The sequence below is a fragment of the Chitinophaga agri genome (assembly GCF_010093065.1).
GTDB classification, from domain to species: Bacteria; Bacteroidota; Bacteroidia; order Chitinophagales; family Chitinophagaceae; genus Chitinophaga; species Chitinophaga agri.
This window is the reverse complement of sequence record NZ_CP048113.1, coordinates 628,882-655,271: the sequence shown is the minus strand read 5'-3', so window position 1 is coordinate 655,271 and position 26,390 is coordinate 628,882. Positions and strand designations below refer to the sequence as shown.

Here is a 26,390-nt window from a genome sequence, read left to right as displayed (position 1 = left end):
GGAGAAACGTAAGAGAAAGCTTACCTCACTAATACCTGATCGAATGAAAAAGGAGATTGGGAGGTATGAGGTAAGTACCGGTATGATCACTTTCTCGTTATAATTCATCTTTTGGCTTCAGCCGGACGATTACAGGGTTGTCATGTGCACTGCCTTTGGAGAAGTATGCGCTCAGGGCAGTGGGGAACTGAATTCCCTTATTCTTTATCTCCTTTTTTGCGTTTAACAGGAATAGCGAGGAAATGCTGGTGTATACTGATGATCCGTCACAATAGGCGAACCCAATGTTTTGAAAGTGTGAACTACTCTTATCAAATAGTGGGAGGAAGAAAGTCGTCCATAAAAAAGGGGCCACTTGAAAGCAGCCCCTGATACCTAATGCTTATTTATTGTCAATCGATATATGATCGTTGGTTGGTTTTTGGCGCTAATGATGCATTAATTATTAACTAAAATCTGATCTCCTTCTCTCCCATCTTCCTGATCTTCGCACTCAGTTCCTTCAGATGAAGTTTCGTTTCCTTATCCATCCTCGGATCGGCCTGGTATTTGGTCAACAGTTGCTGTGACTTTACCAGCGCAGCCCTAAACAGGTCGTTGATATCAGACAGGTGGTAGGTATATACCAGATTGATCGACGAGTACACCTGATCATTATCGCTTGTCGGATATACCATCTCCATGAGTTTGTTGATATAGATCTTCTGGAGATTACGCCTGTAGAACGATACACTTTTTCCTTCATACAATTCTCTGAAAATACTCTTATCCAGATCCTGCAGCATCTCCTCAATAGTGTAGACCTTCACGGTATAGTTCTTGTCATATTGTGCCGCCTGCATAGCGGTCAGGCGTAAACGGTTGAATAAGCCTACGATCACGCCGCGCTGAATATCTATCAGGTCAATACCGAATTTATCAGGGATGTTCTGCATCAGTGACTTTTCGTTGAGCCACTCGGGTGTCGTAAATACTTCTCTGTCTACGAATGCCATCGCTTGTTTCTGACGATCGTATGGTACCGGTTCGTAGTTAACACCCGGCTGACTCGCTATCCGTTCGTTATGATATTCTGTGCCGATATTACGAAGCACATGCCCAACGTATGTCCCATACTGATTATATAGCGTTGACAGCAATTCACGCATGTCCTCATAATCCTTTTCAGGCTGGTATGTCCATTCAGCCATATGCTTGATGATGCGTTTCAGGTTCATGATACCATAGGTACTTGCCTTTACTGCATCATCTCCCAGGTCTTCGCTCTGGCAGCGCGGGTCCATTGGTTCCAGCTCACTGCCGAACAGGAGACGTTTGTTTTTCAAACTGTCTGTGACGATAGCAGTCAGCAGTTGCTGTTCCGCATACTCGTCCCTGATGTCGGGACGCCATTTATAGCCCCATTCGATCGCCCATTTGTCGTAATCATTGATACGCGGATATAATCCTGCGCGACTGATATTATCTTCCGGCTGTGCCACATAGTTAAAACGTGCATAGTCCATGATAGAAGGAGTATGCCCGTGTTGCTCAACCCAGGCCTTATTACGCAGGTTCTCTACCGGCACAGTAGCGCTGGAAGCATAGTTGTGCCTCAGCCCCAGGGTATGCCCCACTTCGTGAGAAGATACAAAGCGGATCAGTTCTCCCATGAGTTGATCATCGAACACCATTTTCCTCGCGCCGGTATCAACCGCTGCACACTGTATAAAATACCATTTGTGTAATAGCGACATCACATTGTGATACCAGAAAATGTGGCTTTCCAGGATCTCACCGGTACGCGGGTCATTGACGTTAGGGCCCATGGCATTAGCTACTGTGGACGGACGGTAAATGATCGCGGAATGACGGGCATCCTCCAGGCTCCAGGTGCTATCTTCTTCACGGGAAGGTGCTTCCTTTGCACAAATAGCATTTTTAAAGCCTGCACGTTCAAAGGCAACCTTCCAGTCATTTACACCCTGCATGAGGTAAGGCACCCATTTTTTCGGTGTAGAGGGGTCGATATAGAAGACGATCGGTTTGGCCGGTTCCACCAGTTCGCCACGTTTGTACTTTTCTACATCTTCCGGTTTAGGTTCCAGTCTCCAGCGTACAGCATACGTAGTGTTGGCAACACCCTGTGGGTTCGCATCAAAATCTCTGTGTGCAACGGTGAAGTAACCTACACGTTTATCTTCCAGACGCGGGCGCGCCAGTTTTTCGGGGAGCAGCACCATAGAGGAGTTAAGTTCCACGCTGTAGTTGGAAGAAGTCGGATTGAGACCGGCGGAATAGGTCTTGAACGCACGCACTTCCACATTGGTAGGATAGGCATGCACGTACTTGATATAGCTTCTGTCATTCTGCTGTCCGCCCATACCGGCACGCTCTTTCAGCTTTGGCTGGGAGAAATAGTTAATGTCGTTATCGCTGTTCAGGAACTCGCCCATATTCAGCACGACAGCCGTTGAATCAGCATTGTAAGCCGCGATCGGGAATACCGCCGCGATCGCCTGCACGTTATTACGCTGTACATTGGTGTACATAGGCTTGGTACTGTCACCACTGTATTCGGAGAAAGAAAGTCTGCGAAGATAAATGTTGTTATTACGTGCTTTCTCGAAGCGGTATACCGCCTCTCCTATCTGGTCACCAGTAAGTCCCCAGTTACCATTACGCATATCTACAGAAGCCTGTGCGAGACGGTTTACGATGAGAATATCTTTTCCCAGAACAGACAACGGCACTTCAAAATAGTAATCGTCTTCTTTTGAATGTACGATAATGAAACCCGAGTCGGTACGCATGTCTTTAGTAATGACCTCACTGTACTTCTTCAGTTTAGAGACTTCCGGCTTTTTACCAGCCGTAGTATCTGCTTTCACCTCAGCCGGTGTTTTGCCTTTATCTTTCTTTTTTCTCCATTGCGCGTTAGCAGGTAAGGATGCGGCGAGCAGGGCGCATGACAACAGCCATGCACCGGGACTTAGTTTTACTTGTAACATATCTTCTTAGCTAATGTAGTTATCTCGGATTCTGTGAAATCTCCGGGTTAAATTGAATATTCTTTGAAGGTATTGGAAATAGGTACCTGTTACTGTTTGGTTCCAGCGTATAGATCGTTCCCAGGAACCTGCGTATGACTGTTCTGGCAAATGCAGGCTCCCTGTTCAAACGCTTCTGGTCAAACCATCGCAGGCCACTGCCCATCAGTTCACGGCGGCGTTCATCCACGACAAGGCGTAGTGCCTCATCTGCACTATTGGCAGTCAGATCGGCATAAGTATCGGTTGTGAAACGCTTTTCCCGCAGCTTGTTCAATGTCCGCAGCGCAGCCGCTGTTCTACCTTTACGCGCATCGGCTTCGGCATGGATGAGCATCATCTCCGGCACACCGGGACCTGTATATGCGTTGGTATTTGACAACCGGGTGCGCCAGTAACCTCTACCAGGGAACGGTGTCCACTCAAAGTTGGCGCCATCATTTGTATATAACTCATAACGGAGATCGCCTGGTTCAAACAGCTGTAAAAGGTCAGTGCTCAATGCGTACACAGGAGATACGGCAACCGTCTTCGCCAGGATGATCTCCGGGTCCTGATATATCTGGGGGAAAGACGTTGTACTACTGGCATAGGAACGCAGATCGATCAGGGTCGACTGTCTGGCCAGTGCACTATCTGCGTATGCAGCCGCACTTTCATAATCGGCCATATACAATGCTGCACGGGCCATCAGCGCATAGGCAGAGGTAGCAGAAGGCAGCAGGGTAATGATGGACTGATCAGGCAATACAGCGGCAGCTTCTTTCAGATCCGCCATGATCTGATCATACACTGCCTGCACAGACGCTCGCTGTAACGAGGCAAACAGATCAGGTGTCAGCAGCAGAGGTACACCGGGATCTGTTGTGGCAGTCGACTTGTCATAGTGACGCGCATAGTTATTCACGAGCATCAGGTAAGCGTAAGCACGTTGCACCAGCGCCTGACTGCGTATCTGTTCTTTTTGCTGTGACGTGCCGCCCTTGCTGTTACGCACTTCGCTGATAATGGTATTGCAGACATAGATCTGTTTATAGAACAGTGTCCAGTCGGGATCGTCCTGATCGCCAACAAACGTTACCGCCCATGTGTAGGCAGCTTCCTGCCCGCTGGCCATACCATTTTGAAAGGGCTCATAGTCAATACCGTAATCGTCCACAGCATACAGGGGAAAGCTGTAAGACACACGGATGTCGCCTTCATTCTGCATCAGCCACTGGTAATCTACTGTATTCACCAGCGCTCTTTTCCCCTGCGGAATTACCTCAACATAGTCGCGGCAGCCGGTGTTCCACAACATAGCGGCACTACCTAATGTGATATATAAAAGTCTTTTTATGCTAAACATGATCAGTAACGATTAGAATGAGACATTTAGGTTGAACGTATAGGTCGCCGACGGCGCAAGGGTTGCATAGTTGTTGGACAGTACATACATCGGATCTATCCCGTCTTTATTCTTACGCCATATCACACCCAGGTTACCAGCCGTAGCACCTAACGTCATACTTTTGATAGCACCGATTTTTTTGAGCATACCCGCGCCTACGATATAGTTCAGCGAAAGCTGATCAAGACGGATATTGGAAGCGCTGATCACGTTCAGGTCTGACTGAACATACCTTTCCAGACTGGTCGAATTCGCATTCAGCAAACCAGGGATCGTTGTAAAAGCCTCATCACCTGGTTTACGCCAGCGGTCTACCAGTGCACTGGAGGTGTTCAGGAATCCGGGGGCCTGTCCCCATGAAGGATACAATCCCGGCAGGATATCCCGTTTAAATATTTTGTGTCCCAGATAGTAGGTCGCTCTGGCGGAAAGACTCAGTTGTTTATAACGGACCGTATGAATGAATCCACCAAATACCGGCGGTTCTCTGCGGCCCACAGCGATCCAGTCCTTATCCGTGACAGGCTCGCCATCATAGGCATTCAGGATCTTTCCCTCATGATTACGGATCTGTGTCTGTCCCTGGTTGTCCAGTCCTGCCCATGGCAGCGCCATGACATAATCTATCGGCAATCCCTGTATAGGTGCATCCGCTAAAATAGCAGCGTTGGTAACCGGGAATCGTGCATCTGTCACTTTATTGGTATTATAGGCAAGGTTCAGGGTCGCATTATAATTCCAGTCACGTGTACGGATCAAATTGGCGTTAATACCCAACTCCAGACCGTGACTTTTCATAGTAGCCGTATTGTAGGGAACAGATTGCCAGCCATAGGTAGTGTTGATAGGCAGGTCTACAAGGATACCACGGGGACGTTTGCTATAAATGTCAAACGTAATATTGAGCAGACCATGCATGACATCTGCTTCAAATCCACCATTGAGCGTCGCGGTTGTTTCCCATCCCAGCTGCTGGTTACCCGGAGAACCGAGACTGGCAAACGGCAGGCCCGTGAACTGGTCAGGCGCATATACGTTCACTATTGTGATGTTCGATCCAAAAGATGGCGCAGTACCTGCCGTGCCATAGGTAGTGCGTAACGATAATGCATCCAGCCAGGTAATAGCGGACATAAACTGTTCCTTGCGCAGGTCCCATTTCAAACCGGCAGACCATAGCGGAATAGCCCTGTTATGACGGTCAACACCAAACATACTGTAATCGTCAAAACGCACACTTCCAGACACGTGGTATTTATCCTGCAGTGAGTAGTTGGCATTGGAGAAATAAGACAGGTAGCGTTTTATATCAGAGAGCATTGCACCATCCTGATAACCGATCGTTACGTTCCCACCATAGAACGACCTGTATGGGGTGGTTGCATTCCATGCCTGTGCAGTGCCGGTATTGACATCATAGCCATAGCGTGTTTGTCTGTAGCCATGGGATTTCGCTTCACGGATATCCGTACCCGCCAGGAATGTCAGACGGTGAATATTATTCCACTGCTTATTGATGTTCAGCTGTGCCCTGGCGCCATAGTCGGTTGACCAGGTGTTCAGGTTCTTCATAATCCCTCCCAGTGGGATACCATATACCAGTTTACCATTCTGTACAGAGGTGGCATTGTTCAGTTTATCGCGTGCATCGAAACTCTCCGGTTCATCGAGGGAGGTGATCTCCTGTGAACTGCGCTGATACATGCCGGAAAACTGCAATTCCGCCCAGGAATTGATACGGGCAGACAGGGACAGCTGCATGCGCGTTTGCTGTTTTTCGTATGTTGTATTGGAATAGTTCAGTTGATCGACGGGATTGTATGTCCAGGGAAGCAATCCAAGTTTATTATGCAGACTGTCTTCTACTTCAGGTTTAAAAATGGTGTTATAGCTGATCGACTGGCCGTTCTGATCTACCAGCAGATCATAGGGTCTTACACCGAACATGCCTGGCTGCAGAACAGACAGCGTCGCCGTGTTCACCACACTGCTGGAATAATTATGTGTCAGACCGGCATTCAGTTTCGCACGTCCCCCCAGTATATCTGAGGTGAAGTTACTGTTCATCGTATAGTTGGTCGTACTATTACTCCGGTAAGAGGGCTGGTCTTTTGAATAATTACCCGATACATGATAGCTGCTGCTTCGTCCACCGCCCGCCAGTGACAGATTATATTGCTGTGTCACAGCAGGCCTCATCATATATTTGCGTATCTGCGGATCAGCATTGGTGTTAGCCAGCCTTTCCAGTTGTGCATCGCGCTCCTGGGCAGAGATCTCTCCGCGCTGTGCCAGGAACATATATTTTACTGCTTCACTGGGATTGGGATATCGCCAGTGCGTATAAGGGTCCTGATAAAAATTGGCGTCAAACATTTCCTGTTCCATGTCGATATACTGACGACTGTTCATCCTTTTTAACCTGGAAAAGCTGACAGGCGCGGCAACGCTGACAATAGCACCGAGATTGACAGCCGTGGCTTCTCCCCGCCTGCCTTTCTTTGTCTCAATAACGATCACCCCGTTAGCTGCGCTGGAACCCCAGATAGCAGTAGCGGCAGCATCTTTGAGAAAGGTAATGCTTTCAATATCGTTTGGGTTGAATGCGCTGAGGGTCGCATTATTGGTAACAACCTGATCTCCCAGTAATGGGGTATATCCCGGACGCAGGTTCAGATTCTGGTCCATTGCAGGAAAACCATCGATGATGATCAGTGGAGCGCTCTTCAGGAAGTTATTGGCACTTCTGATCTGGATAGTGTTGCTGACAGGATCGAAGCGTACACCGGGTACTTTACCTTCCAGTCGTTTAGCCAGATTGATATCGGGCGTCTCTTCCAGTTCCTTCGCTGTAACAACGGTATAGGATCCGGGTGTGACGGCTTTCTCCAGCTTCTGAAAGCCAGTACTGATCACCACTCCTTTCAGCTCCCGCTGCTGTGGTGTCAGCGAAATGGTCACTTTCACATCTGTATCAGCTACCGTAATTTTCTTTCTGGCAACGAGATAAGCCATGTGCCTTACTTCAAGTGTATAGTTACCCGCGGGAACGGCCGACAGTATAAACGTACCATCATTCACGGTAGTGGTGCCCCTGTCTTCTGTGGGCATCAGTCTTACAATTGCGCCGGGTACTGGTACCCCTCTTTCATCCAGCACCACACCGGAGACGACCGGCATGGAAGGAGGTGCCGTATAAGGTACAGGCACGGGCATCGCTCTTTTGGAGATGACGATGGTCTTGTTCTCTATAGTGTAATCGAGCGGCTGATCTACCAGCGCTTTATGCAGGAAACTCTCCAGCGGCAGGTCTGTGGCATGAAGGGTGACAGGTCTGGTTCTTCCTACCAGCTCCTGGTCGTAGAAGACGACAAAGCCTGTCTGTTGTTTGATCACTTTGAAGACCTGTTCCAGTGACACATCCCTACCGGAATAGGTAATATGCTGCGAATAGACGCTCCTGGCGCTGGTCTGCAATATAAATACCAGGAGCAGAATGGTTGATAATCGCATAATACGTAGCGTTTGACTCACTAACCGGCTACCCTTTCGGACGGGCATAGGCATCCCCTGCCGGTTACAAGAAGCTTGAAAAATCATACTTTTGTACTCGTTGTGGTTGATAAATAATAAGTGTCTGGCGAAGACGCTGTTTGTTTAGAAAGCTCCGACCATAGCCGTTCTACCTCCCCGTAGAGCGGCTATTACATTCCTTGCTGAAGTCCCCTTTACTGTTGTTCTCTGTTTATGTTAATCTATAGTACCTGTTTACATGACTATTAACCTGTTCCCATTCTCAATACGGCATTTCACATCCATCTTCTCCAGGATACGTAATACCTGCTGCAGTGACAGGTCACGTTGTATTTCCCCACCGAATTTTCTTGTCGGCACCTTGCCTTCGAAGACGATCTCTATATCATACCAGCGGGACAGTTGCCGCAGGACAGCTGGCAGATCCAGTCCGTCAAAATTAAACATCCCGTTCTTCCAGGCCAGGACCTGGTCCATATTGACCTTATTATTGCGTGTCAGTGTTCCTTTGTCGGCCACGACCTGCTGAAGGGGGTTCAGCACAACGCGCTGGTCAGGAGCATCATTGCTCACCATTGCTACTTTACCTTCCAGCAACGTTGTACTGACCGGGCTTTCATCGGAATAGGCATGAATATTAAAACTGGTTCCGAGTACTTCTACCGTTGCACGGTCATCAATCTGTACCCGGAAAGGTTGCTGCGGATCTTTTGCTACCTCAAAATAAGCTTCCCCCTTAAGCGTCACCACCCTTTCCCTGCCATCAAAAGCGGTAGGATAACGCAGGGATGTGGCCGCATTGAGCCATACGGTCGTACCATCAGGCAGGATCACTTTGAACTGACCACCACGAGGTGTCGTCAGGGTATTAAAACCAGCACCGGCAGCATGTGCGTCAGACTTATAAGCCAGCAGACCTCCATTTTGCTGAATAGCAGTGGCGCCCTCCGCAATTTGTTGTTTACCTGCACTATCCAGGGAAATCTCTCTGCCATCGGACAAGGTCAGTATCGCCCTGTCAGCACCAGGCGCCTTGTCATAAACGACCGCAATATCACCTGCGGGCATATGCTGTGTAACAAACCAGGTGCCTGCCATCGCCATCACCACCACAGCTGCTGCTGCCCACCAGTAGCGCTTCAGCGAACGAACACGTATACTACTCACATCCACAGGTAATTGATCGGTCAGGAAAGAAAGACGGCTGAACACCCTGTCTACCGGCTGACGGTATATGGAGTATAGTTCTTCTGCTGTTCCATCTACGTCGACCTGCTCCAGCAGTTCCTGCCAGAGCTCCTGGAACCGCTCATCGGCTGAGTAAGCTGTCAGCTTCCTCAATTCCGCTTCGGTACAGGATCTTTGCAATAATTTAATGAACAGACCACGTAGTTCGTCCTCATGAAAAACATCTTCCATAATAGCTATTACGAACGAAAGGGAATAAATAACTACTCCCGGTGAAAAATTATTTTAAAATAAAATAGAGCAGGATCATTCCGGCAATATCCGGGTGGCCGGCCAGGTATTCCCTCAGGGACCGGGTCGCTTTAACAATATGATTATTAACGGTAGATGGAGAGATACCCAGTAACCGGCCGACCTCATCATGACTTTTACCTTCCAGTTTGCAAAGGGTAAACACCATTTTCTGTTGCGGAGGTAAGGCATCAACAGCCTGCTGGAGCAGGAATGCACTTTCTTTCTGCTCAAGTCTTTCTTCCGTATGGGTATAGTGGTCAATGCTGGCATCCAGGAGCCGGTTTAGCAACTGGGTGTTACGGTTGGCCTTTCTGAAGAGATCTATGGCCAGGTTATCCGCTATTTTAAAGATATAAGACCGGAATGAGCGGGTGGGATCAATAAGCGGGTGCTTCTGCCAGACAACAATAAACACTTCCTGCAACAGTTCGGTCGCCAGGTCTTCGGAGTGGAGTAACTTCAGCAACTTACCATAAATACGGGGTGCATAGTGGTAATAGATAGCCTGAAAGGCCTCTTTATCACCTGCCGCTAATTGTTCCAGTAAAGCTGTTTCGTTATCTAACATTCCTGACATGCTGCATTCATTCTTTCACTGTCGTTGGTTGAACCGGGCGCTAAAGTAGTAAAAAAGCCGAATAAGTATATATCCCCATAAACAACAATAGGCCGCTCCAGTGAATGGAAGCGACCTATTACATTATTTACGACTGCCTAATTTCTTTCTGCGATCTCTTTCACCTTCTCAAGCGCCTTCGGCCAGGTCTCCATGAAATAGTCCTTATGGGTTTCGGTAATATCCATATCTACTACCAGTTCTGTTTTGCCATCAACAGTTTTCAATGTGTAATTTTCATGTGCCCCGGCCCACTCCTTACCTTCAGCACTGTCCAGGTCTTCCTTCCCGTCCTTAACAGATCCCAGGTGCTCAATAGACATGTACTCATTAGGTATATTCTCTGCAATGGTGGCTACCATGCCGCAATTATCCTCCCCACCCAGGAATAGCACCTTACTGCCCTTTTTCCAGTCAGTCTTGGCCCAGGAGCCCGGAGCAAAAATGGAAGTCCATTCTCTGTAAGATGCGTCATTCCATAATATTTCCCACACTTTTTCGCGTGGACCATTGATCATGATCCTAAATTCCTGTTTTTCCATAGTACGTGTTTTTTAGCGTTATAAACCTATGGTAAAGGTGGAACTATTTTCACTTACGCAGGAGGTGCGGGAGAGACATTTATAAGGGGCGGAAGCGTCATGGGTAATCAGGAATTCCTGATGACTTTTAAGGAACTTTTACTTCAATTACCGGTGAATAGTTAAATTGCTTGTAGCTGTCGTCCACACGTGCGCCCAGTCTGGCGTAGAAGGTTCTGCCTGACTTCAGGTTCGGCACCCTGATCTCATAGGTCTTACCGGCAATATCTGCCGACCAGCCGGCATTAATATCCACCTTGTTCGGATCGGTATACTGACTGATCGTTGCGCCGCTTCCTACATAATCATCTACGTTTACAAAAGGCTTGATATCCAGTAAGCGGGGTAAGCCGGCTGTCTTTGGCGCCGACAATTTACAACGCATGATGAGTGTGGTACCTTCGAGCTGATGTTCAAACTGGGTGATACGGAGGTACGGGGTCAGCGTGAAATCCTGTGCCGTGGTACCACTGATATCAAGCTCCACCCCCTCTACCGGCCAGAAGGCGCCATTGACAGGCGTTACGCGATAGTGACCGCTGAACAGTTTTGTATCTTCGAATGAACCATCGTATTTAGACGGAATATATTGCGGTGTAGGCGTGGCACTCCAGCTTAATTCTTCCAGCCGGATCTGCACACCGCCGGTCTCCGTCAGGAAGTTCTCCTTCGAGTCATTGTCAAGCAGTCTGCCTTTAAACGCAGCATCCGGTCCGTCATAGTTATCCTCCTTCGAGCAAGCGGTAAATAAGGTAGTAGCCAGTAACAAAAATAGTCCTGATATGATCTTTCGCATGGTTGGTCAGTTTTAATGATTAGGGTTATTGGGAAACAGGTTAGGATTCTTACCCAGTTCGCCACCGGGAATAGGCTCATAGTAGAACTTCTTTTCAAAGTTGTACGTGCGCTGGAATGGCTCCGTTTCACGGAGGAAAATGTATTTCTTTTCGTTGGCGACATAATAGGGCATCAGTGCATGATACCTGGTATTGTCCAGCAGCCGGTCAGCAATACGCCATCTTCTGAGGTCCCACCAGTAGTGCTTTTCAAAAGCCAGTTCCTTACAACGTTCATTCCTTACCGTATCGATGGTGATATCGGTATGGATCAGTGGCGCACCGGCGCGGTCTCTGATATCATTCAGCACATTCACTGCGTCCGTCATGTTGTTCAGTTCTGCCGCCGCTTCTGCCCTGTTCAAGAGCACTTCGGCGTAACGCATATCGATCCAGCTCTGTGTGCTCTGATATAATCCGCAGGCTGACTGTGCCCGGTTGTAATCAATGTATTTCCTTACATAGAAACCGGTACGGGTAAGATTGTCATCATCAGTGCTGATACCCGTAAAACCGATGATGCGCATACCATCATACAGCGTTTCTGTTTTTCCGGCAAGATGTCTGAATGCCCGGTTAGGTGGGTTCTGCCCTACCTCCGCGGCAGCAGTACCCTGAAACTGTTCATAAATACCACGCTGCATATCAAAGGTCTTTCCCCTCAATGCTGCACCGGGGAAGTACACCGTCGCGAGCAAGCGGGGTTCAACGCCCTGCATCAGCTGAGCGGTATTGTCGAAGCGGCGTGGTGTGCCATCATTGTTCACGACAGGTAGTGACCCGGAGAAACGCTCTATCAGTTCCAGTGTCGGATAGGCACGGGAAAGGCCGTCGGCGGTCATAAACCGGCAGGTCATGGTAGCGTCCCAGCTATGCGCAGTATTGCTGGTCAGGGAGTAGTCGCGTACGAGTATATTCTCTGTACTTTCCCTATCAAGGAAGAGGTCAGCATAATTCTGTTCCTTATCTGTCTTTTTACGATACAGGGAGTAATGCCCTTCGAGCAGTTTTGCCGCATCCCAGGCCCGCTGGAAAAACCCGTTCGCCGCACCAGCCGGTATACCAGCATATCCTTTTTCCCGTGCCTCTCCGGCTACAAAATTGTCTGCACCATACCTGGCAATGGAGCCTGCGTATAGCATAGCCCTTGACTTCAATGCCGCCGCTACATAGCGATTCGCACGTCCGCGTGGACTGGTGGCGGGCATCTTTGCATAGGCACTATCCAGATCATCAGCCACAAAATTCCATACATCTATTTCCTTGTCACGATGTACCTGCAGTTCTTCCAGACTTTGCTCCGGATAGTGCTGTACCTTCTTTATGATGGGTATACCGCCGTAACGTTTGACCAGTGCAAAATAGAAGTACGCGCGACAGAAGTAAGCTTCTCCCAGCCATGCATCTATCTGTTCCCTGGAAAATCCTGTACCGAATACGGGCAGATTTTCTATAAAATAATTGACCGTACGGATATCACCATAAGGCCAGTAGCCGAAGCCACCGGCACCATCATAGGTACTGCCATAAGGACCGACCATTTCACCACACAGCGCACCGGGATGGTAAAAATGTTCCCATCCACGGTTAAATCCGGAACCTGCCTGCTGGTAAAAGAAATCCTCTATCGGCAGCGCCCTGTAGATCGTAGCCATATATCCGGAGACGCCGGCCTCTGTGGCAAATACGTCCTTATCCTGGATCACATTCAGCGGGTCAATGTCCAGATCACGGCAGCCGGGCTGCATCAATAGCGTGAGTATAGTAATGATACCAATGTATATCTTGCTCTTCATGTAATTTTCAGTTTAGAAAGTGACACTCGCTCCTACGCTGAATGTTCTGTTCATAGGATATTTATAGCCGCCCTGGGAATAGTTCCAGTCTGCCCCGTTTGCCACCGTACCCGGGTGTTCGGGATCACTGTACTGTAGTCCGGTAAAAGTGGCCAGGTTGTAGCTGTTGACAAAGGCGCGCAGGTTAGTGATACCCACACGGCTGAGCAGCTTCTTCGGAATGGTATAACCTAGTTCCAGGCTCTTGATCCTCACATAGGAAGCATCCTGTACCGCTTTGGTACCTTCTGCAGTTGGAGAGCCCATAGCGGGATACCTACCAGCCACCCATACCGTATTGGGATCAAACACATCTGCACCCGGATCGGCCGTATGCCACCTGTCCAGGAAGGGCGTCAGTGCACTACGCCCATACATCAGGGGTTCGGCCATCTGCTCCGCATACTGTACATAGAAGTCGGTCGCTCCCTGTAACAGCATGCTCACATCGAATCCCTTCCATCCCGCGCCTATGGTCATACCAAAGTTGACCAATGGAATATCGCGTGTGGCGATCGGAGACTCATCTTTCCCATCGATCACGCCGTCATTATTCCAGTCGATATAGTAATAGTCGCCTGGTACGATGCCCTGGTTACCACCACCAGTATTGATAGTATGCTGATAGATCTGGTCATAGGTAGCGAATTGTCCGCCGTACTGTTTACCCCACCAGATATTCGTATAGCGGTCCTGCTGGGAGTTCTTCCAGTGCTCGTAGGAATTGCCGGCCTTCGTTTGCTGTACCGTGCGTAACATGGTGCGTGTGGATGCGACATTGGCACTGATGTTATAGCTGACATCCCCCACGGAATTCCGGTGTGTCAATACGATCTCAAACCCGCTTGTTCTGTCGCTGTTCAGGTTTTCCTGCGGCAGGTTGGTACCTACCGTACCTGGTAACGTAGTGGTCCTTGTAGCGAGGAGTCCGTCCCTGTTACGGATGAAATAATCTACTGAACCACCCAGTAATCCTTTCAGGACATCAAAGTCAACACCCATGTTCAGCGTCTTCGCCGTATACCATGTCAGATCAGGGTTCACAACACCTCTGGATACCATTCCGTTCACGTAATTACCACCAAAGAAATAACCGGGGGAAGGATAGTTATAGCCGGATATATACTGGAAACCGGTAGCACCGTCATCACCGGTCTTACCGTAAGAACCACGCAGCTTCAGGTTGTTCAGGATATCGGGAGAGAGGATCGTCTGTATGAAAGGCTCTTCACTCAGTCGCCAGCCCATCGACACAGCGGGAAAGAATCCCCATTGCGCGCCAGGTTTAAACTTACTGGAACCGTCATAACGGAAGCTGAAGTCAAACAGGTATTTCCCTTTAAAGTCATAGTTCACTTTACCAACCAGCCCTTTGTTCACCGTCTCCCATAATCCGTTGCCATCCATACTTCCCAGCTGATTGGTCTGATCGCCTGCAAACAGATAAGGCAGTCCCAGAGAAAACTCCCGCTGTGCGTAGAAATTATCCGCCATGGAGTGGCTTTCCTCGTACAACAGCAGGCCGGTTACGTGATGCCTGCCTCCGAAATGCTGGTTATAGTTGAGCGACAGCTGGTACAATGAAGAAGTATTATTACCGTAGGTCCTGTTCACCGTAGAAGGTGAGTTGACCAGCGTAGGGAGGTATTTATCATTCTGCCGGTCGTATTCGTACAGGTTGTAGGACTTCCTGATCATCGTATTGTCTACGATGTTAAATCCGTAGTTATACATTCCTCTCGCCATCAGGCCCTGTATACCGGGAATGTCATATTCCAGCGCCAGCTGTCCCTGGAAGTTCCTGTTCTTGAATGCCTGAGACCCGACAATGTCAGCATCCGTCATCACTACCGGATTGGCATTATCCGGCTCCAGGTGCGGATACAGGGGATTGTTATTGGCATAGATCTGGTCTGTCGGCAGCTGGTTCCATGTATACTTGAACATCTCCCATACACCTCTGCCACCAGGTTGATGCTTTGTATCGGTATAGCCCGACAGGAGCAACTGCGCGCGCATATGGTCATTGATCCGTGCATTGATATTAGAGCGGAAGTTCCAGCGGTCATAGTGCATGTCACCACTACGGAACAGCCCATCCTGATCAAAGTACCCCAGGTTGAAGAAATAGTTAGCCTTGTCATTGCCGCCATTGACACTCAGCGTATGCTGCGTTTCGGGGGCAAACTCCCGCATGGTGGCACCTACCCAGTCGGACGATAAAAGCGTTCCATTCCTGTACAGCTCCATGTCTGCATCTGAAAAAGACGGCGGCATCTGATTATAGAAGTTATTCCCGAAGTCACGCTTCTGTTTCTCATTCTTCAGCATCATATACTGCAGGGCGTTCACTCCCTGCGGCACATTCAGGAACTGCTGCCAGCTCTGGTTCACCGCGTAGGTAATGTCATACTTGCCTGACTGACTACGGGTACCTTTTTTGCTGGTTACCACGATCACCCCGTTTGCCGCCCTTACCCCGTAAATGGCGGCAGAAGCATCTTTCAGGATGGAGATGCTTTCGATCTCGTTAGGGTCCATCCTGGACAGGTCGCCACCGCTTCTTGGCACTCCGTCGATCACGACCAGTGGATTGCCCATTCCCCGGATGTCGAATACGTTGTCATAAGCTCCGGGTTCACTGCTCTTCTGCACGACTCTCAATCCGGGAAGTTTTCCCGTCATCATATTGATCACGTTCTCGTTCCTGGTCGTTACCAGCTCCGCCGCCTTAATAACAGATACCGCACCGGTAACAGTGGCCTTCCGTTGTGTACCGTAACCTGTTACAATGACCTGGTTCAGGCCGGCGGTCGTGGCAGGCAGCCGTATGAGCAGATTGCCTGTACCGTTCCAGGGGACCCTGAGCTCCCGGTAACCGACGAGGCGTACGTACAGGGAAGTCGCCTGGCCGCCGGGTGCTTTAAAAGAGAAGCGGCCGTCTTTGCCGGAGATGGCGCCGGCAGAGGTACCTGCAATGCCGATAGTGACACCTTCAAGGACCCCGCCATTGGCGGAGTCGATGACCTGTCCGCTGATCGTGTTAGCAGGTGTTGCCCCTGTATTGTCCCGTTGTTGTGCTGTGGCATGTCCCGGTTGGGATAGCAGCATGGTGGTAATGAGGAATAGCGGGAGGAACAGGGAGTGGCCGCTTTTTTTCATAACATGCATGCATGTTTCAGACGTGGATCTTTTCATATTTGCTTTTTGTCCTTTTAAAGAGGAGGTCTGTGGAATTGTGGTTTCATAACTGGATTAAAGAGTTTTATGCTGGATTCACTGACATAGATCTATGCATTTGGCTGTGGGTGTAAGAAACTAACGGGAAGGTTAAAAAAGGTTTAACAAAAGGGTTAATGGAGGGGTTAATCGGAATTATTTTTTAGATTTTTGCCTTTTCTGCCAGATGTGGCTGGCTTTTGAGTGTGTGGGTAAGGGCTCACCGGGTTGGCGGAATGGGGCATGCAGGGGTGCTCGTGTCTATAGGATATACAATGACGTTACCCCAAAAATTGACACAGGCAATTAGTTGCATTGTTATTACAATCAGTCAGTTGCGCATGTACGTTAGTCCCCTTGATGACCAGCTGCGTTCATTTCGTTGACTTGAGCAAGTAATAATTTTGAAGGGATGGGAGCACTTTAGAGGACGCATTATGGGGGGTTCAGATGGCAATAAATTACCTGTTTGTAATAATTAACAGCGCATCGAAGGCGTTGCATAACCACAGTCCGGAAAAGGTGATATCCTGTTTCCCCGAAACAACTTATGCCCACCTGGCCCCAGTCACCCTAAGAAAGAATCTACCGGATCACCTCATTAAAAGACTTATAAAACTCCTCCCCATAGATCTCCCTGTAATCTTTCACAAACTTCTCATAGGTATTATTCGCCAGAGAATACCGGCGCAACTGCACCAGGCTCTTACACTTAAACTCCAGGGCCTCTTCATTCAGACGATCAAAAAAGAAAATCGCATTAGTAATACGAATCACAAACTCAGCATCAGCCGGTTCCCGTTTCAGATACGCCAGACTGATGTCAATGACAGCATTACTCACTTCCGCCTTCACATCATCCAGCCAGCCGTACTCCGTTTTCGCCAGGAAAGCACCTGATTCGACGATCTTCAGCAGCGCCGTTATCAACGACCTGTCAGGCGTAGCTTTAGTTTTAGTAAGACGTATAAATTCCTCATAGTCAAGATAGAATTTCCCTTCCGTATACTGAAATTGCCAATAGACGGAGTTCTTGTACAACATACAGTGGCCGATCTTTTCAAGAATACCTTTCAGCTTCGCGAGATTGACGGAACGGTTGTTCTTGGCATCCTTGGCAGATTTACCACTCCAGAGCACTTCATTTAATTCGTCAGATGTGATCCCCTGCCCTGTTCTGACAGTATAGATCAGGATCAGCAATAGCAGTTCCTTCATGAGCGGCGTGAAGAGCCCCGTCACCTCCGTACCCAACTCATTAAAAGCCTGAAAAGGACCAAATAACTGTATAGAAGATTGTGCGGACGAAGGCACATCAACTGGAGGAGAATATGCATTTTCTGGTAAAGATGTTGGTAAGGTTACATCAATGGGAACGGCAAACGAAGTCTTCATCTGAGTGACCGGGATAGCTGATCCTTCGCAGATGGCGTCGCCTGTATCGGGCTCAATGTCAGGTGCAGGTGTTGATGACGGCACCGTTGGCATTGCGCCCGGTTCCGTTGCTGCCGGCTGCCCAGCGGCGCTATGGGCAACTGGATGTTGCGGCGAATCAGGATGCATAGGGGCCTGATTGTGCTTCAACCGCCTGTCCTTACGGAATGAATACCACAAAATGATGCCATAACCGAGTAAAAACAGCGAGATCGCGATGACCCACTGATACGAATGACCATGCTCAGTGACGTCCAATGTAGCCGCAACTTCGTTATCAAGATCCAGCGGAGGAAAGTCAATTGTGTAGATCTTCACCTTCGTTTGCCGCTTAGGCAATTCCTGGTCATCGTACAGGAGCGTGATGGCAATCAGTTTACCCGCTCCGGGGGCGAAGTACAGATCAGCAAAGGATTGTACATCATAAAACGAGTACGGTATAGCAGTCCCCGTTAGTTTGTACATCGGCCTATCCAGTGAGCCCTGCAACAACTGAAGATTCGAATTGAAACTATCCTTGGAGAATACCAGTCCGTAATACTGACGGCGCTTCGCATCAATGACCAGACTGTTCGCAAATGTAAAACGGCCATGTATCTTATCGAAATTGAAACGCCGGGAGAACGTACGGGTACGGACGTCAAAAGAAAAAAAGTCATAATACACTCCGGGATCCAGCATCTGATCGCCGGTTGTACTGCCATAACCACCTGCAATAAAAGCTGTATCGCCTGTGGCATTAATGCCCAGCCCAGCCAGATATCGGGGCGGAAAGTGATCGCCAGCGACAGACAGCGTCTCCCATCGCCCCGTGCGGAAGTCATACCGCTGTACCTGGTTCTTATATTTTAGCTGACCATATCCCCCAATGACATATAACGACGAATCGACCGGAGAGATGAATTTATTCGCATGCCAGTATTCCGTCAGGATGGTATCCGGAAATGTGCTGCTCCATTTACCGGCAGCAGGATCGTATGCAGCCACTTTACGATGATCAATGTAGTAGTCATAGAAACGATCGGACAGCGTATCATAAATGCCCTGGCACCCAACCAGGATGTTCTCCTGTCTGGCTGACCGGGCCGTGCGTGGCCGTTGCGGCTGACGCAGGTCGTAGGTGATCACGGAGTCTACACCGGCAATCAGCAACTGTTCATTCCTGCTGTCAAAAGCGGCTACGGCGTTCCCGTTCAATTGGAAATCGCCGGCCACACGCCAGTGCTGATGATCAGGTTTCAGCCACACACCATTTTTTACCTTCGCAGGTATATGACCAACCGCATCATAACATAAAGTGTCCGCAACCGATTCAAGCGGCCAGTGATGGCGCAGGTAGTTATCATGAATGATCCGGATGTCCTTGATACGCATAGGCGGAATGTCACGGGTATGGAAACGTTCATCATCATTGGCCCCATACAGGAAACGGAAACAATCGCCTTTAAACGCAAAGGCGGCACTGCCGACAGGCTGGTCATTAAATGAAAGAGAGAGCTGCTGGTTGCCCGCATCTAATGTAATAACCAACCGGTTCCATTCATTGTAGAGCCGGTAAGGTTCAGCAGCAAAAGAGATGTTAAAGAATTTCTGCCCGGAGATAACCCGGAACAGCGACATCCGCTGGTCATAGATCAGATCAATATTCTGATTACCATTGATAATACGGAGGATGTAACCAAAGTAAATATGATGATAGGAAACAAAGTTCAGGTCAAATTCCAGCTTCACCACACCAGACAAACAAAGCGGCTGCAGCGTACCGATTTCAAACGCAGTCCTCTTTTCGGCTACTGCCTCATGTCCGTTAAATGCCAGTCCATAGGATAAATAAGATTGTGCCCGTCCAGCCGTACTGAAAATGATTAACAAAAATATAGTGAGGAAAGATCGATACATACTTAAGCAAAAAAACAATATTAAGTTGTATTGCGCAATCCCCGCTACATTTTTTTCGGCCCGGATCAGTACACCACCAGCACCGCCCCTTTCTCCTGGACAGGTTGCCCGAGGATGTCTATTCCCTGTACCAGCCACACATAACCACCCGTCTCTACCCTTTTCCCACGGAAGGTGCCATCCCATCCGGTATTGATATCTTTGGTGCTAAATACCGGATTGCCCCAGCGATCCATTACAGAGAACAGTGTATAGGAAGATACGCCGATGCCTCTCGGCCTGAAAATATCGTTCTGACCGTCACCATTAGGTGAGAATGCTGTAGGGGCATATATTTTGATGGCATCGATCACGTCCACCTTAAAATAGGTCGTCGGACTGATACATTCTCCGAACTGATAGTAAATGCCAAAGGTCGTGGTAGTGGTGATCTCATCTATCGTGAACTCTCCGGTAGCATTATTCATCGACCATTCAGTACCAGGTTTGAAAAGATAATAAGTACCCTGGTTCCGGTTATTTACCTTGATAGTTGCTGGCATACCTTTCATAATGATCGCCTCTTTGACAGCAGGCGCCAATAAGAGGATGTCGACAGCCTCGATCGTGATCGGCTGACCGTATACAACACAGCCATACCCATCCGTTACCCGCAGGGTATAAGCATAGCCACCTGGCAGCGCCTCGGCATGCAGGCTGTTTGAGACGATCGCACTATCGGGATTCAGCCAGGCGTAGGACAAAGGCTCCTTGCCATCTACTGCCACACCGGTGATCATACCGGAGGTCATGCTGCAAACGTCATCCAGTATAGACACAAAGGACGCATCAATATGTGGTAAATTGGGGGTCCTCAGGATGATCGTAGAGACCAGCTGTTCACATTGCTCCACATCAGTTACATATAGCCTGAACACCCCATCTCCCACGTTCAGCAGGTCGCTGGCATTGCTGACCTCTGCATCATTTCGGTCCAGCCAGCGGTAGCTCAATGGCGTCCCTCCTGTTAATACCAGATTGGTCACGCTACCATTATTCATATTACAAACCGGATGCACGGTATTGGAACTGGTCATCGTGATCAGCGTCGGCTGGTGTCGTTCAATATCAAAATCCTGCGTTGCATTACAACCATAGGCATTGGTGATCTCCAGGCGGTAATTGCCCGGTGCGAGGTTCGTCAGGTCAAGGCCTGTACCAAGTACTGCGCCATTCACATCCATCCAGCGGATACGTTCCGCATTAATGGCCCGTAAACCAGTGATACTGCCATTATCGGCCGTGCAGGCAGCCTCTGTGACAACGAGGCCTGTCCTGTCGATGACGATATTGCCAGGAGCCGCTATTACAAACGGTTGTGAAGGTGCTGCCGGACATCCCGACTGATCTGAAAAAGCCAATGTATACGTGCCTGCAGGAATGTTCACCAGGTCTGTCGTATTACCAACGGTGGCGCCTGTGGCATTTGTCCAGGTATAGGTAAGTGTACCGGTGCCGGTTACTTTCAGACCAGTGATACTGCCCGTCGGCTGACTACATGCTGCGTCCTGTAAAAGCAGGCCACTTACGTCCAGCACAGGGGCATTAATGGCCTTTATTTCAAAGGGACCGCCAGTGGCAGCACAACCATTCACCGTATCCGTGATCTCCACAAAATAGGTACCCGGAGACAGATTGCTGATACTGCCCAACCGCCCTATAGTTACCGCGGGTGCAGTAGCGTTATACCATTTGATTTTCAGGTTGATCCCTTTGAACACCAGGTTGGAGATACTACCATTATTAAAGCCACAGGTAGCGGGCGTGATAATGCCGCCAGCTGCCTGGACGAGCGGCGTCCTGTTCTCTACTTCAAAAAAGGGAGAGTATTCAATACACTCCGGTTTATTACAACCCGCACCATACATCACCAGTCTGTATTTACCTGCGGGTACATTTATCAGCGAAGTATCGGTACCGACGGTGTTACCATTTTCATCTTCCCAGTGGAAAGGCATAGCATTGTACAGAATGCGGTTATTGATACTACCAGTCGTCTTTCCGCAGGCAGTATGGGTAATGTTCTGCAGGATGTCTTCACTCCACACCGGATTGCTGTAATCAGAAGTAGCACCGGAAGGATCCGTGGCAGAGAAGATCACCCCATCGCGTCCTTTCAGTGCGTATGACCATTTACCATCTGCCCCTGCAAAGAATGTTTCTATATAATTTCTGCCATCACATTTACGGCCGTTACCACATTTGAAAGGAACAAATGCTTCCATCTTTGCATTAGGAGTGGCCGTACCGCTGATGGTAGTGGCGTTACAGGTAAGTACGTGTACAAAAGGTGCTGGTCTTCCATCTGCGGGATTCCACCGGGCCAGCTGTATACTGTTTGCCGGAGCGGAAATGATGGTCGTATTGTTATTACAGAACATTTCATTCTGTGAGACAGTTACCTGATAAGAGGCAATCACGTATACGGGTACATCATAACAGCCGGCAATGATGTTCTTGTCTGACATAGTACCACCGATCGTACCCTTTGCACAATCGCTGATCAGAATACCCGATGAACGTTGTCCCAGTACCGCCGTACCAGTGATCTCCGTTCCGATCTCATTACGCTGGATCCTGAAAGTACTGTTACGCAAACCGGACAGTGATATGCCATATAAACTCTGACCTGCGATCAGGTTATCCGTCACTGCCACGGTACCGTTTGTAGCACCTGAGACCCCCAGGTATTGCTCCTGAAAAAACGGAGAGGCAGTAGCAGCCGTACCATCGACATCTGTACCGATCTTATTAAAAGCAACAAGGGCATTTCCTGCATCCAGCGAAAGAAATACTCCTGTGCCGGTACCTGCAATAGTATTACCCAGATCGACCCTGTTACCACCTAATGTCACGCCGTCCAGCCGCGTAATTAAGACGGGCTGAAAACAGGAATAAGCATCCGCAGCGATCTGGCCATCTTCTTTCATCCCGATAATATTACTCTGTATGATGACATTACTGATGGTCTTCGGATCGGCATTCGGTGCTACGCCATGAATGCCGTAGCGATAACCATAGATCACATTGCCCTTACCGGTGCCCCCGATCGTAATATCAGAAGAAGTACCTGTGATCTGAATACCATAGCTCTCTCCCACGGTACCATTGGTTGCGAGCACCAGGCCATAGATCTCCACGCCAACAGCATTGGCGATACTGAGTGCATAAAAAGTATTCAGATTATTATCTCTCATGAGCATCACCCTTGCAGTACTGACCCCGTATACAGATGATGCCTGCGTGGACGCATCCACGACGATGTTACTGCTCAAAGCGGGCAGATCGCTGTTCAGCGTGATCACTGGCCGTGCCGGTGAGGTGACAGAAATATTAAAGTAGATATAGTCTTTCTCCGTAATACCGTTGCTGTTAGCTTTTGTAATTGCGTCTCTTAGTGAACCGGGACCGCTGTCAGCCTGTGTTGTAACGGTAAAAACAGCTGCGCTGGCTGAAGAAAAGATACAAAAGATAGATATGGTAATAAGCAGGAGTTTAACACCTGTAGGTTTCATATTAATCAGTATTCGGGATATTTTAGCAGTTTCTCTAATGCTACCGGGCCGAAAAATACACATATTTATCAAGAATGTAATATCACACGACGATTCCAGACCAGATTTCACCTGCTCAGTTGCTTGTCCACTGCACAATAAGTTAACTATCAGTATCATTAACACTGATATTTTATTATCCACATTTTTAAATCCAGGGGCTATGAAGGACTGAATACGGTCAGATACAGGGACAGATGGCTTGTCCCCCCAGCGCCTGATGGAGAGCTGGGAGAACACTGATCCGGTTAGGACTACTGCCTGGCGCCAGTAATATTATTCCACCCCCCGGCTTCCTTGTGCCAATCTTTATATCGGATAAAATAAATATCCGGTTGCAGGTCGCTGATCCTTAAGGGATACCATAATCAGGAATTGGAATGCGGCGGAGATGATGTGATGAATACCTGTTTTATAAAATAGAAAAGGGCTCCATCCTTACAGATATAGCCCATTAAAATATTTGGAATGACTGGCAATGTTAAATTCCTGCTCCTGATGCTACGACAAATTCCCCATCGCCGTATTACGCTCCGACTTCAGGTAAGCAATGTATGCAGGCAACGTATCTAATGTGGGGAATTCATCTTCCTCCATAGATTCGGGTAAATCCCTGACTATATATACACTGATATTCTCTGCAAACGACTTCTCACCGAGAAGACTTTGCAGCAAAATAAACACAGCATCATCAAGATTCTCATTCTGCTTAAGGGATTCGTAATCGCTGATATGGACAACGATATTCAGTTTTTCAGGAAGGTCTGGATCTTCCACTGCAGTGAACCACATATCTTCTGCTATCAGCTCCAGTTCCCCGTACTCAATTGTTCCACCGTCACTGTCTGCCTGAATAAGCGCAGTAAACGTCCAGCGCTCTATCTGAGGTGCTTTCCCGACGAGATATTCCGCATCATCAAAGAAATCCTGGTCGCAATTGGCAGTGATCACCAGTTCGCCCTGGTTCTGTTCATCCACGCGCATTTCAAAGTACAGGCTCGTGCAGTACAAATGCAGCTGCTCCGTCAGTTCATCAAATAAACTAACGATCTCGTCCTGATCCATTTCTCTGAAAAAACGGAAGTCCTCATTCCTTTGCTCAAACCAGTTCCAGAATCTGGCTGCATCATTACTTCTAAGCATAATTCTCGTTTTAAAGCTACACGTAGCCGGGGATAACAAATTGTTTATTACCTGCAATTTACTTTTTTTTGTTATTTCCAGCCGATTACAATACCCAAAAATAAAAAGAGACTGCCGCAGGACAGTCCTTTTTATTTGTTGTTCGGGCGCTATATTTTGATCCGGTACACTGTATAGGGAGAAGTTCGTTTGTCGATGCCATTATTATAGTCAGGCTGTTTCTGTATCTGCGAACAGCTGATATACAGGTAACCATCTGCAATGGAGTAGCTATCAGGCCATATCAGCCGGTCGTCTTTCACGATAGTTGTCATCTTGAGATTTGTATCCAGTTTAACGATCCGGTATCCCTGCAGGTCGCCGAGGTAGAGGTTGCCTTTGGCGTCAAAGATCATTCCATCGGTGGTGGTGAAATGACCGAGGTCTTCCACCCTGCTTCCCAGGTCACCATCTGTCCTGTTCCAGTCCCGCAGATATTCGGTCTTTATACGATAAAGCTTGTCATCAGACAGCGGCTTATAATACAGCCAGTCACCGTCCGGTGTCAATGCAATACCATCTGAATTGAACTTGGCAGGTCTGCCATCTTTCATCAGCTCCCTTCCATCAATGATGAATTTATAGGCAGGGTCTGAGATGGTGGAATAGTGTGCCTGTAATACACGACGCATCCGTCCGTCGGCAAGGTCTGCTACAATGATCCCGCCCCCTTTGGACTCCGTCAGATAAGCATACTGCCTTTTGACATCTACACGCACATCATTCACATACGAGGTATCCGCAAGTATATTAGTAAATGAATAGGTGCGACTGATGGTATTAGACTGTTTATCCATCTTCACCAGTTTCGCACCATTACCCTGAATAGTTTCTAATCGGGGGGCTGACGGATCGAGCACCCAGAGTGTACCCCCATCATCAAAGTAAACCGACTGTACACACACCCATTTGTTCAAACCAGAAAGACCATGCTGCCACTCGTTGGTTGACACATCCGGGTAAGGCACTTTGCCTGTCTTTCCACTCGTAGTTACGACCGCATACTGATAGCGATCTGACCAACGCGGATAATTGACCAGTAAGCGACCGTTGGATTCTTTTGCTACTCCTGTCAGCTGATAGGTATTATCTTCAAAGACGAGTTCCAGTTTATCTCCCGGGTGATCGTCATCTCTGGAGCAGGCGCCCAGCGAGGTAATAGCCAGGGCCACGGCAATGTTTACAATAGTGCTTTTCATACAACATCATTTTAATAATGTCAGAGCACACAACATTATGCCAATAACCAGGTACAGGGGAAACCTGGTTGCCCGCTGACCTGACTGTTCCCAATAAGGTTAAATTGTAGCAATTACTCCCATCAGCAGCAGACACGGGCACGCAATAAAAAAGAGTGTCCGCTGACGGCCCTTCCCTTTTTGAACTATTAAGCCCAAACAGGATTCAAACGTCGGTGAGTAAGATCGAGGAAAGCCTTTGTCATACTAGCTTTCAGCTCACCTACCGTATTATCCCTGTTGAGGTTCAGGTTACCTTTTTCCTTCAGTGCATGATCAGGACAGAAAAGGACACAGTCAGCGACGAAGATGGAAATATCGGATACATGCATATCACCAACAATATCATTCACATCGAAACATGGGGTGTATTTTTATTCCTTCCCACGAAATAGTCTGTCCATTGATGGTCACAATGATAGCGACTAACGGAATGCATTTAATCAATACCATGTTAACAGGTATTTTTCCCCTGTTAGTGAGAGGTTAAATCCGGTGGCTGGCCATAAACAAACAAGGCCG

General features: G+C 48.4%; 14 protein-coding genes. All 14 read right to left on the bottom strand.

Annotation, left to right across the window (positions count from 1 at the left end; genetic code table 11):
* Positions 1-449: 449 nt before the first annotated feature.
* Positions 450-2,990, bottom strand: a complete 2,541-nt coding sequence (locus tag GWR21_RS02505) for a zinc-dependent metalloprotease (RefSeq protein ID WP_162330207.1) — start codon at positions 2,988-2,990, stop codon at positions 450-452.
* A 19-nt stretch (positions 2,991-3,009) separates the two neighbouring features.
* On the bottom strand, positions 3,010-4,377 hold the full coding sequence (locus GWR21_RS02500; RefSeq protein WP_162330206.1) for a RagB/SusD family nutrient uptake outer membrane protein: 1,368 nt from the start codon (positions 4,375-4,377) through the stop codon (positions 3,010-3,012).
* A gap of 12 nt (positions 4,378-4,389) precedes the next feature.
* Positions 4,390-7,932, bottom strand: a complete 3,543-nt coding sequence (locus GWR21_RS02495; protein ID WP_162330205.1) for a SusC/RagA family TonB-linked outer membrane protein — start codon at positions 7,930-7,932, stop codon at positions 4,390-4,392.
* Between the two features lie 255 nt (positions 7,933-8,187).
* A complete protein-coding gene (locus GWR21_RS02490; protein ID WP_162330204.1) occupies positions 8,188-9,372 on the bottom strand; it encodes a FecR family protein in 1,185 nt (394 codons plus the stop codon).
* A 49-nt stretch (positions 9,373-9,421) separates the two neighbouring features.
* The gene (locus GWR21_RS02485) at positions 9,422-10,012 is read right to left on the bottom strand and encodes an RNA polymerase sigma factor (protein ID WP_162330203.1); all 591 of its coding nucleotides are present in this window, start codon (positions 10,010-10,012) and stop codon (positions 9,422-9,424) included.
* Between the two features lie 137 nt (positions 10,013-10,149).
* A complete protein-coding gene (locus GWR21_RS02480) occupies positions 10,150-10,593 on the bottom strand; it encodes an SRPBCC domain-containing protein (RefSeq protein ID WP_162330202.1) in 444 nt (147 codons plus the stop codon).
* A 127-nt stretch (positions 10,594-10,720) separates the two neighbouring features.
* Complete coding sequence (locus GWR21_RS02475) at positions 10,721-11,428, bottom strand: DUF3823 domain-containing protein (protein WP_162330201.1); 708 nt, start codon at positions 11,426-11,428, stop codon at positions 10,721-10,723.
* Positions 11,429-11,440: 12 nt separating this feature from the next.
* A complete protein-coding gene (locus GWR21_RS02470; RefSeq protein ID WP_162330200.1) occupies positions 11,441-13,264 on the bottom strand; it encodes a RagB/SusD family nutrient uptake outer membrane protein in 1,824 nt (607 codons plus the stop codon).
* A gap of 12 nt (positions 13,265-13,276) precedes the next feature.
* Positions 13,277-16,465 carry a SusC/RagA family TonB-linked outer membrane protein gene (locus tag GWR21_RS02465; RefSeq protein WP_238430142.1) on the bottom strand — a complete coding sequence of 1,063 codons (3,189 nt, stop codon included), beginning with the start codon at positions 16,463-16,465 and terminating at the stop codon, positions 13,277-13,279.
* Positions 16,466-17,107: 642 nt separating this feature from the next.
* A complete protein-coding gene (locus tag GWR21_RS02460; protein ID WP_162330198.1) occupies positions 17,108-19,828 on the bottom strand; it encodes a Kelch repeat-containing protein in 2,721 nt (906 codons plus the stop codon).
* Positions 19,829-19,920: 92 nt separating this feature from the next.
* Entirely contained in the window at positions 19,921-23,409 is a 3,489-nt protein-coding gene (locus tag GWR21_RS02455; protein ID WP_162330197.1) for a T9SS type B sorting domain-containing protein, read from the bottom strand.
* A 540-nt stretch (positions 23,410-23,949) separates the two neighbouring features.
* Positions 23,950-24,591, bottom strand: a complete 642-nt coding sequence (locus tag GWR21_RS02450; RefSeq protein WP_162330196.1) for a hypothetical protein — start codon at positions 24,589-24,591, stop codon at positions 23,950-23,952.
* Positions 24,592-24,740: 149 nt separating this feature from the next.
* Positions 24,741-25,829: an L-dopachrome tautomerase-related protein gene (locus GWR21_RS02445; protein WP_162330195.1), complete on the bottom strand. Its 1,089-nt coding sequence runs from the start codon at positions 25,827-25,829 to the stop codon at positions 24,741-24,743.
* Positions 25,830-26,017: 188 nt separating this feature from the next.
* Positions 26,018-26,221, bottom strand: coding sequence for a hypothetical protein (locus GWR21_RS02440; protein ID WP_162330194.1), 204 nt, complete (start codon positions 26,219-26,221; stop codon positions 26,018-26,020).
* Positions 26,222-26,390 lie beyond the last annotated feature (169 nt).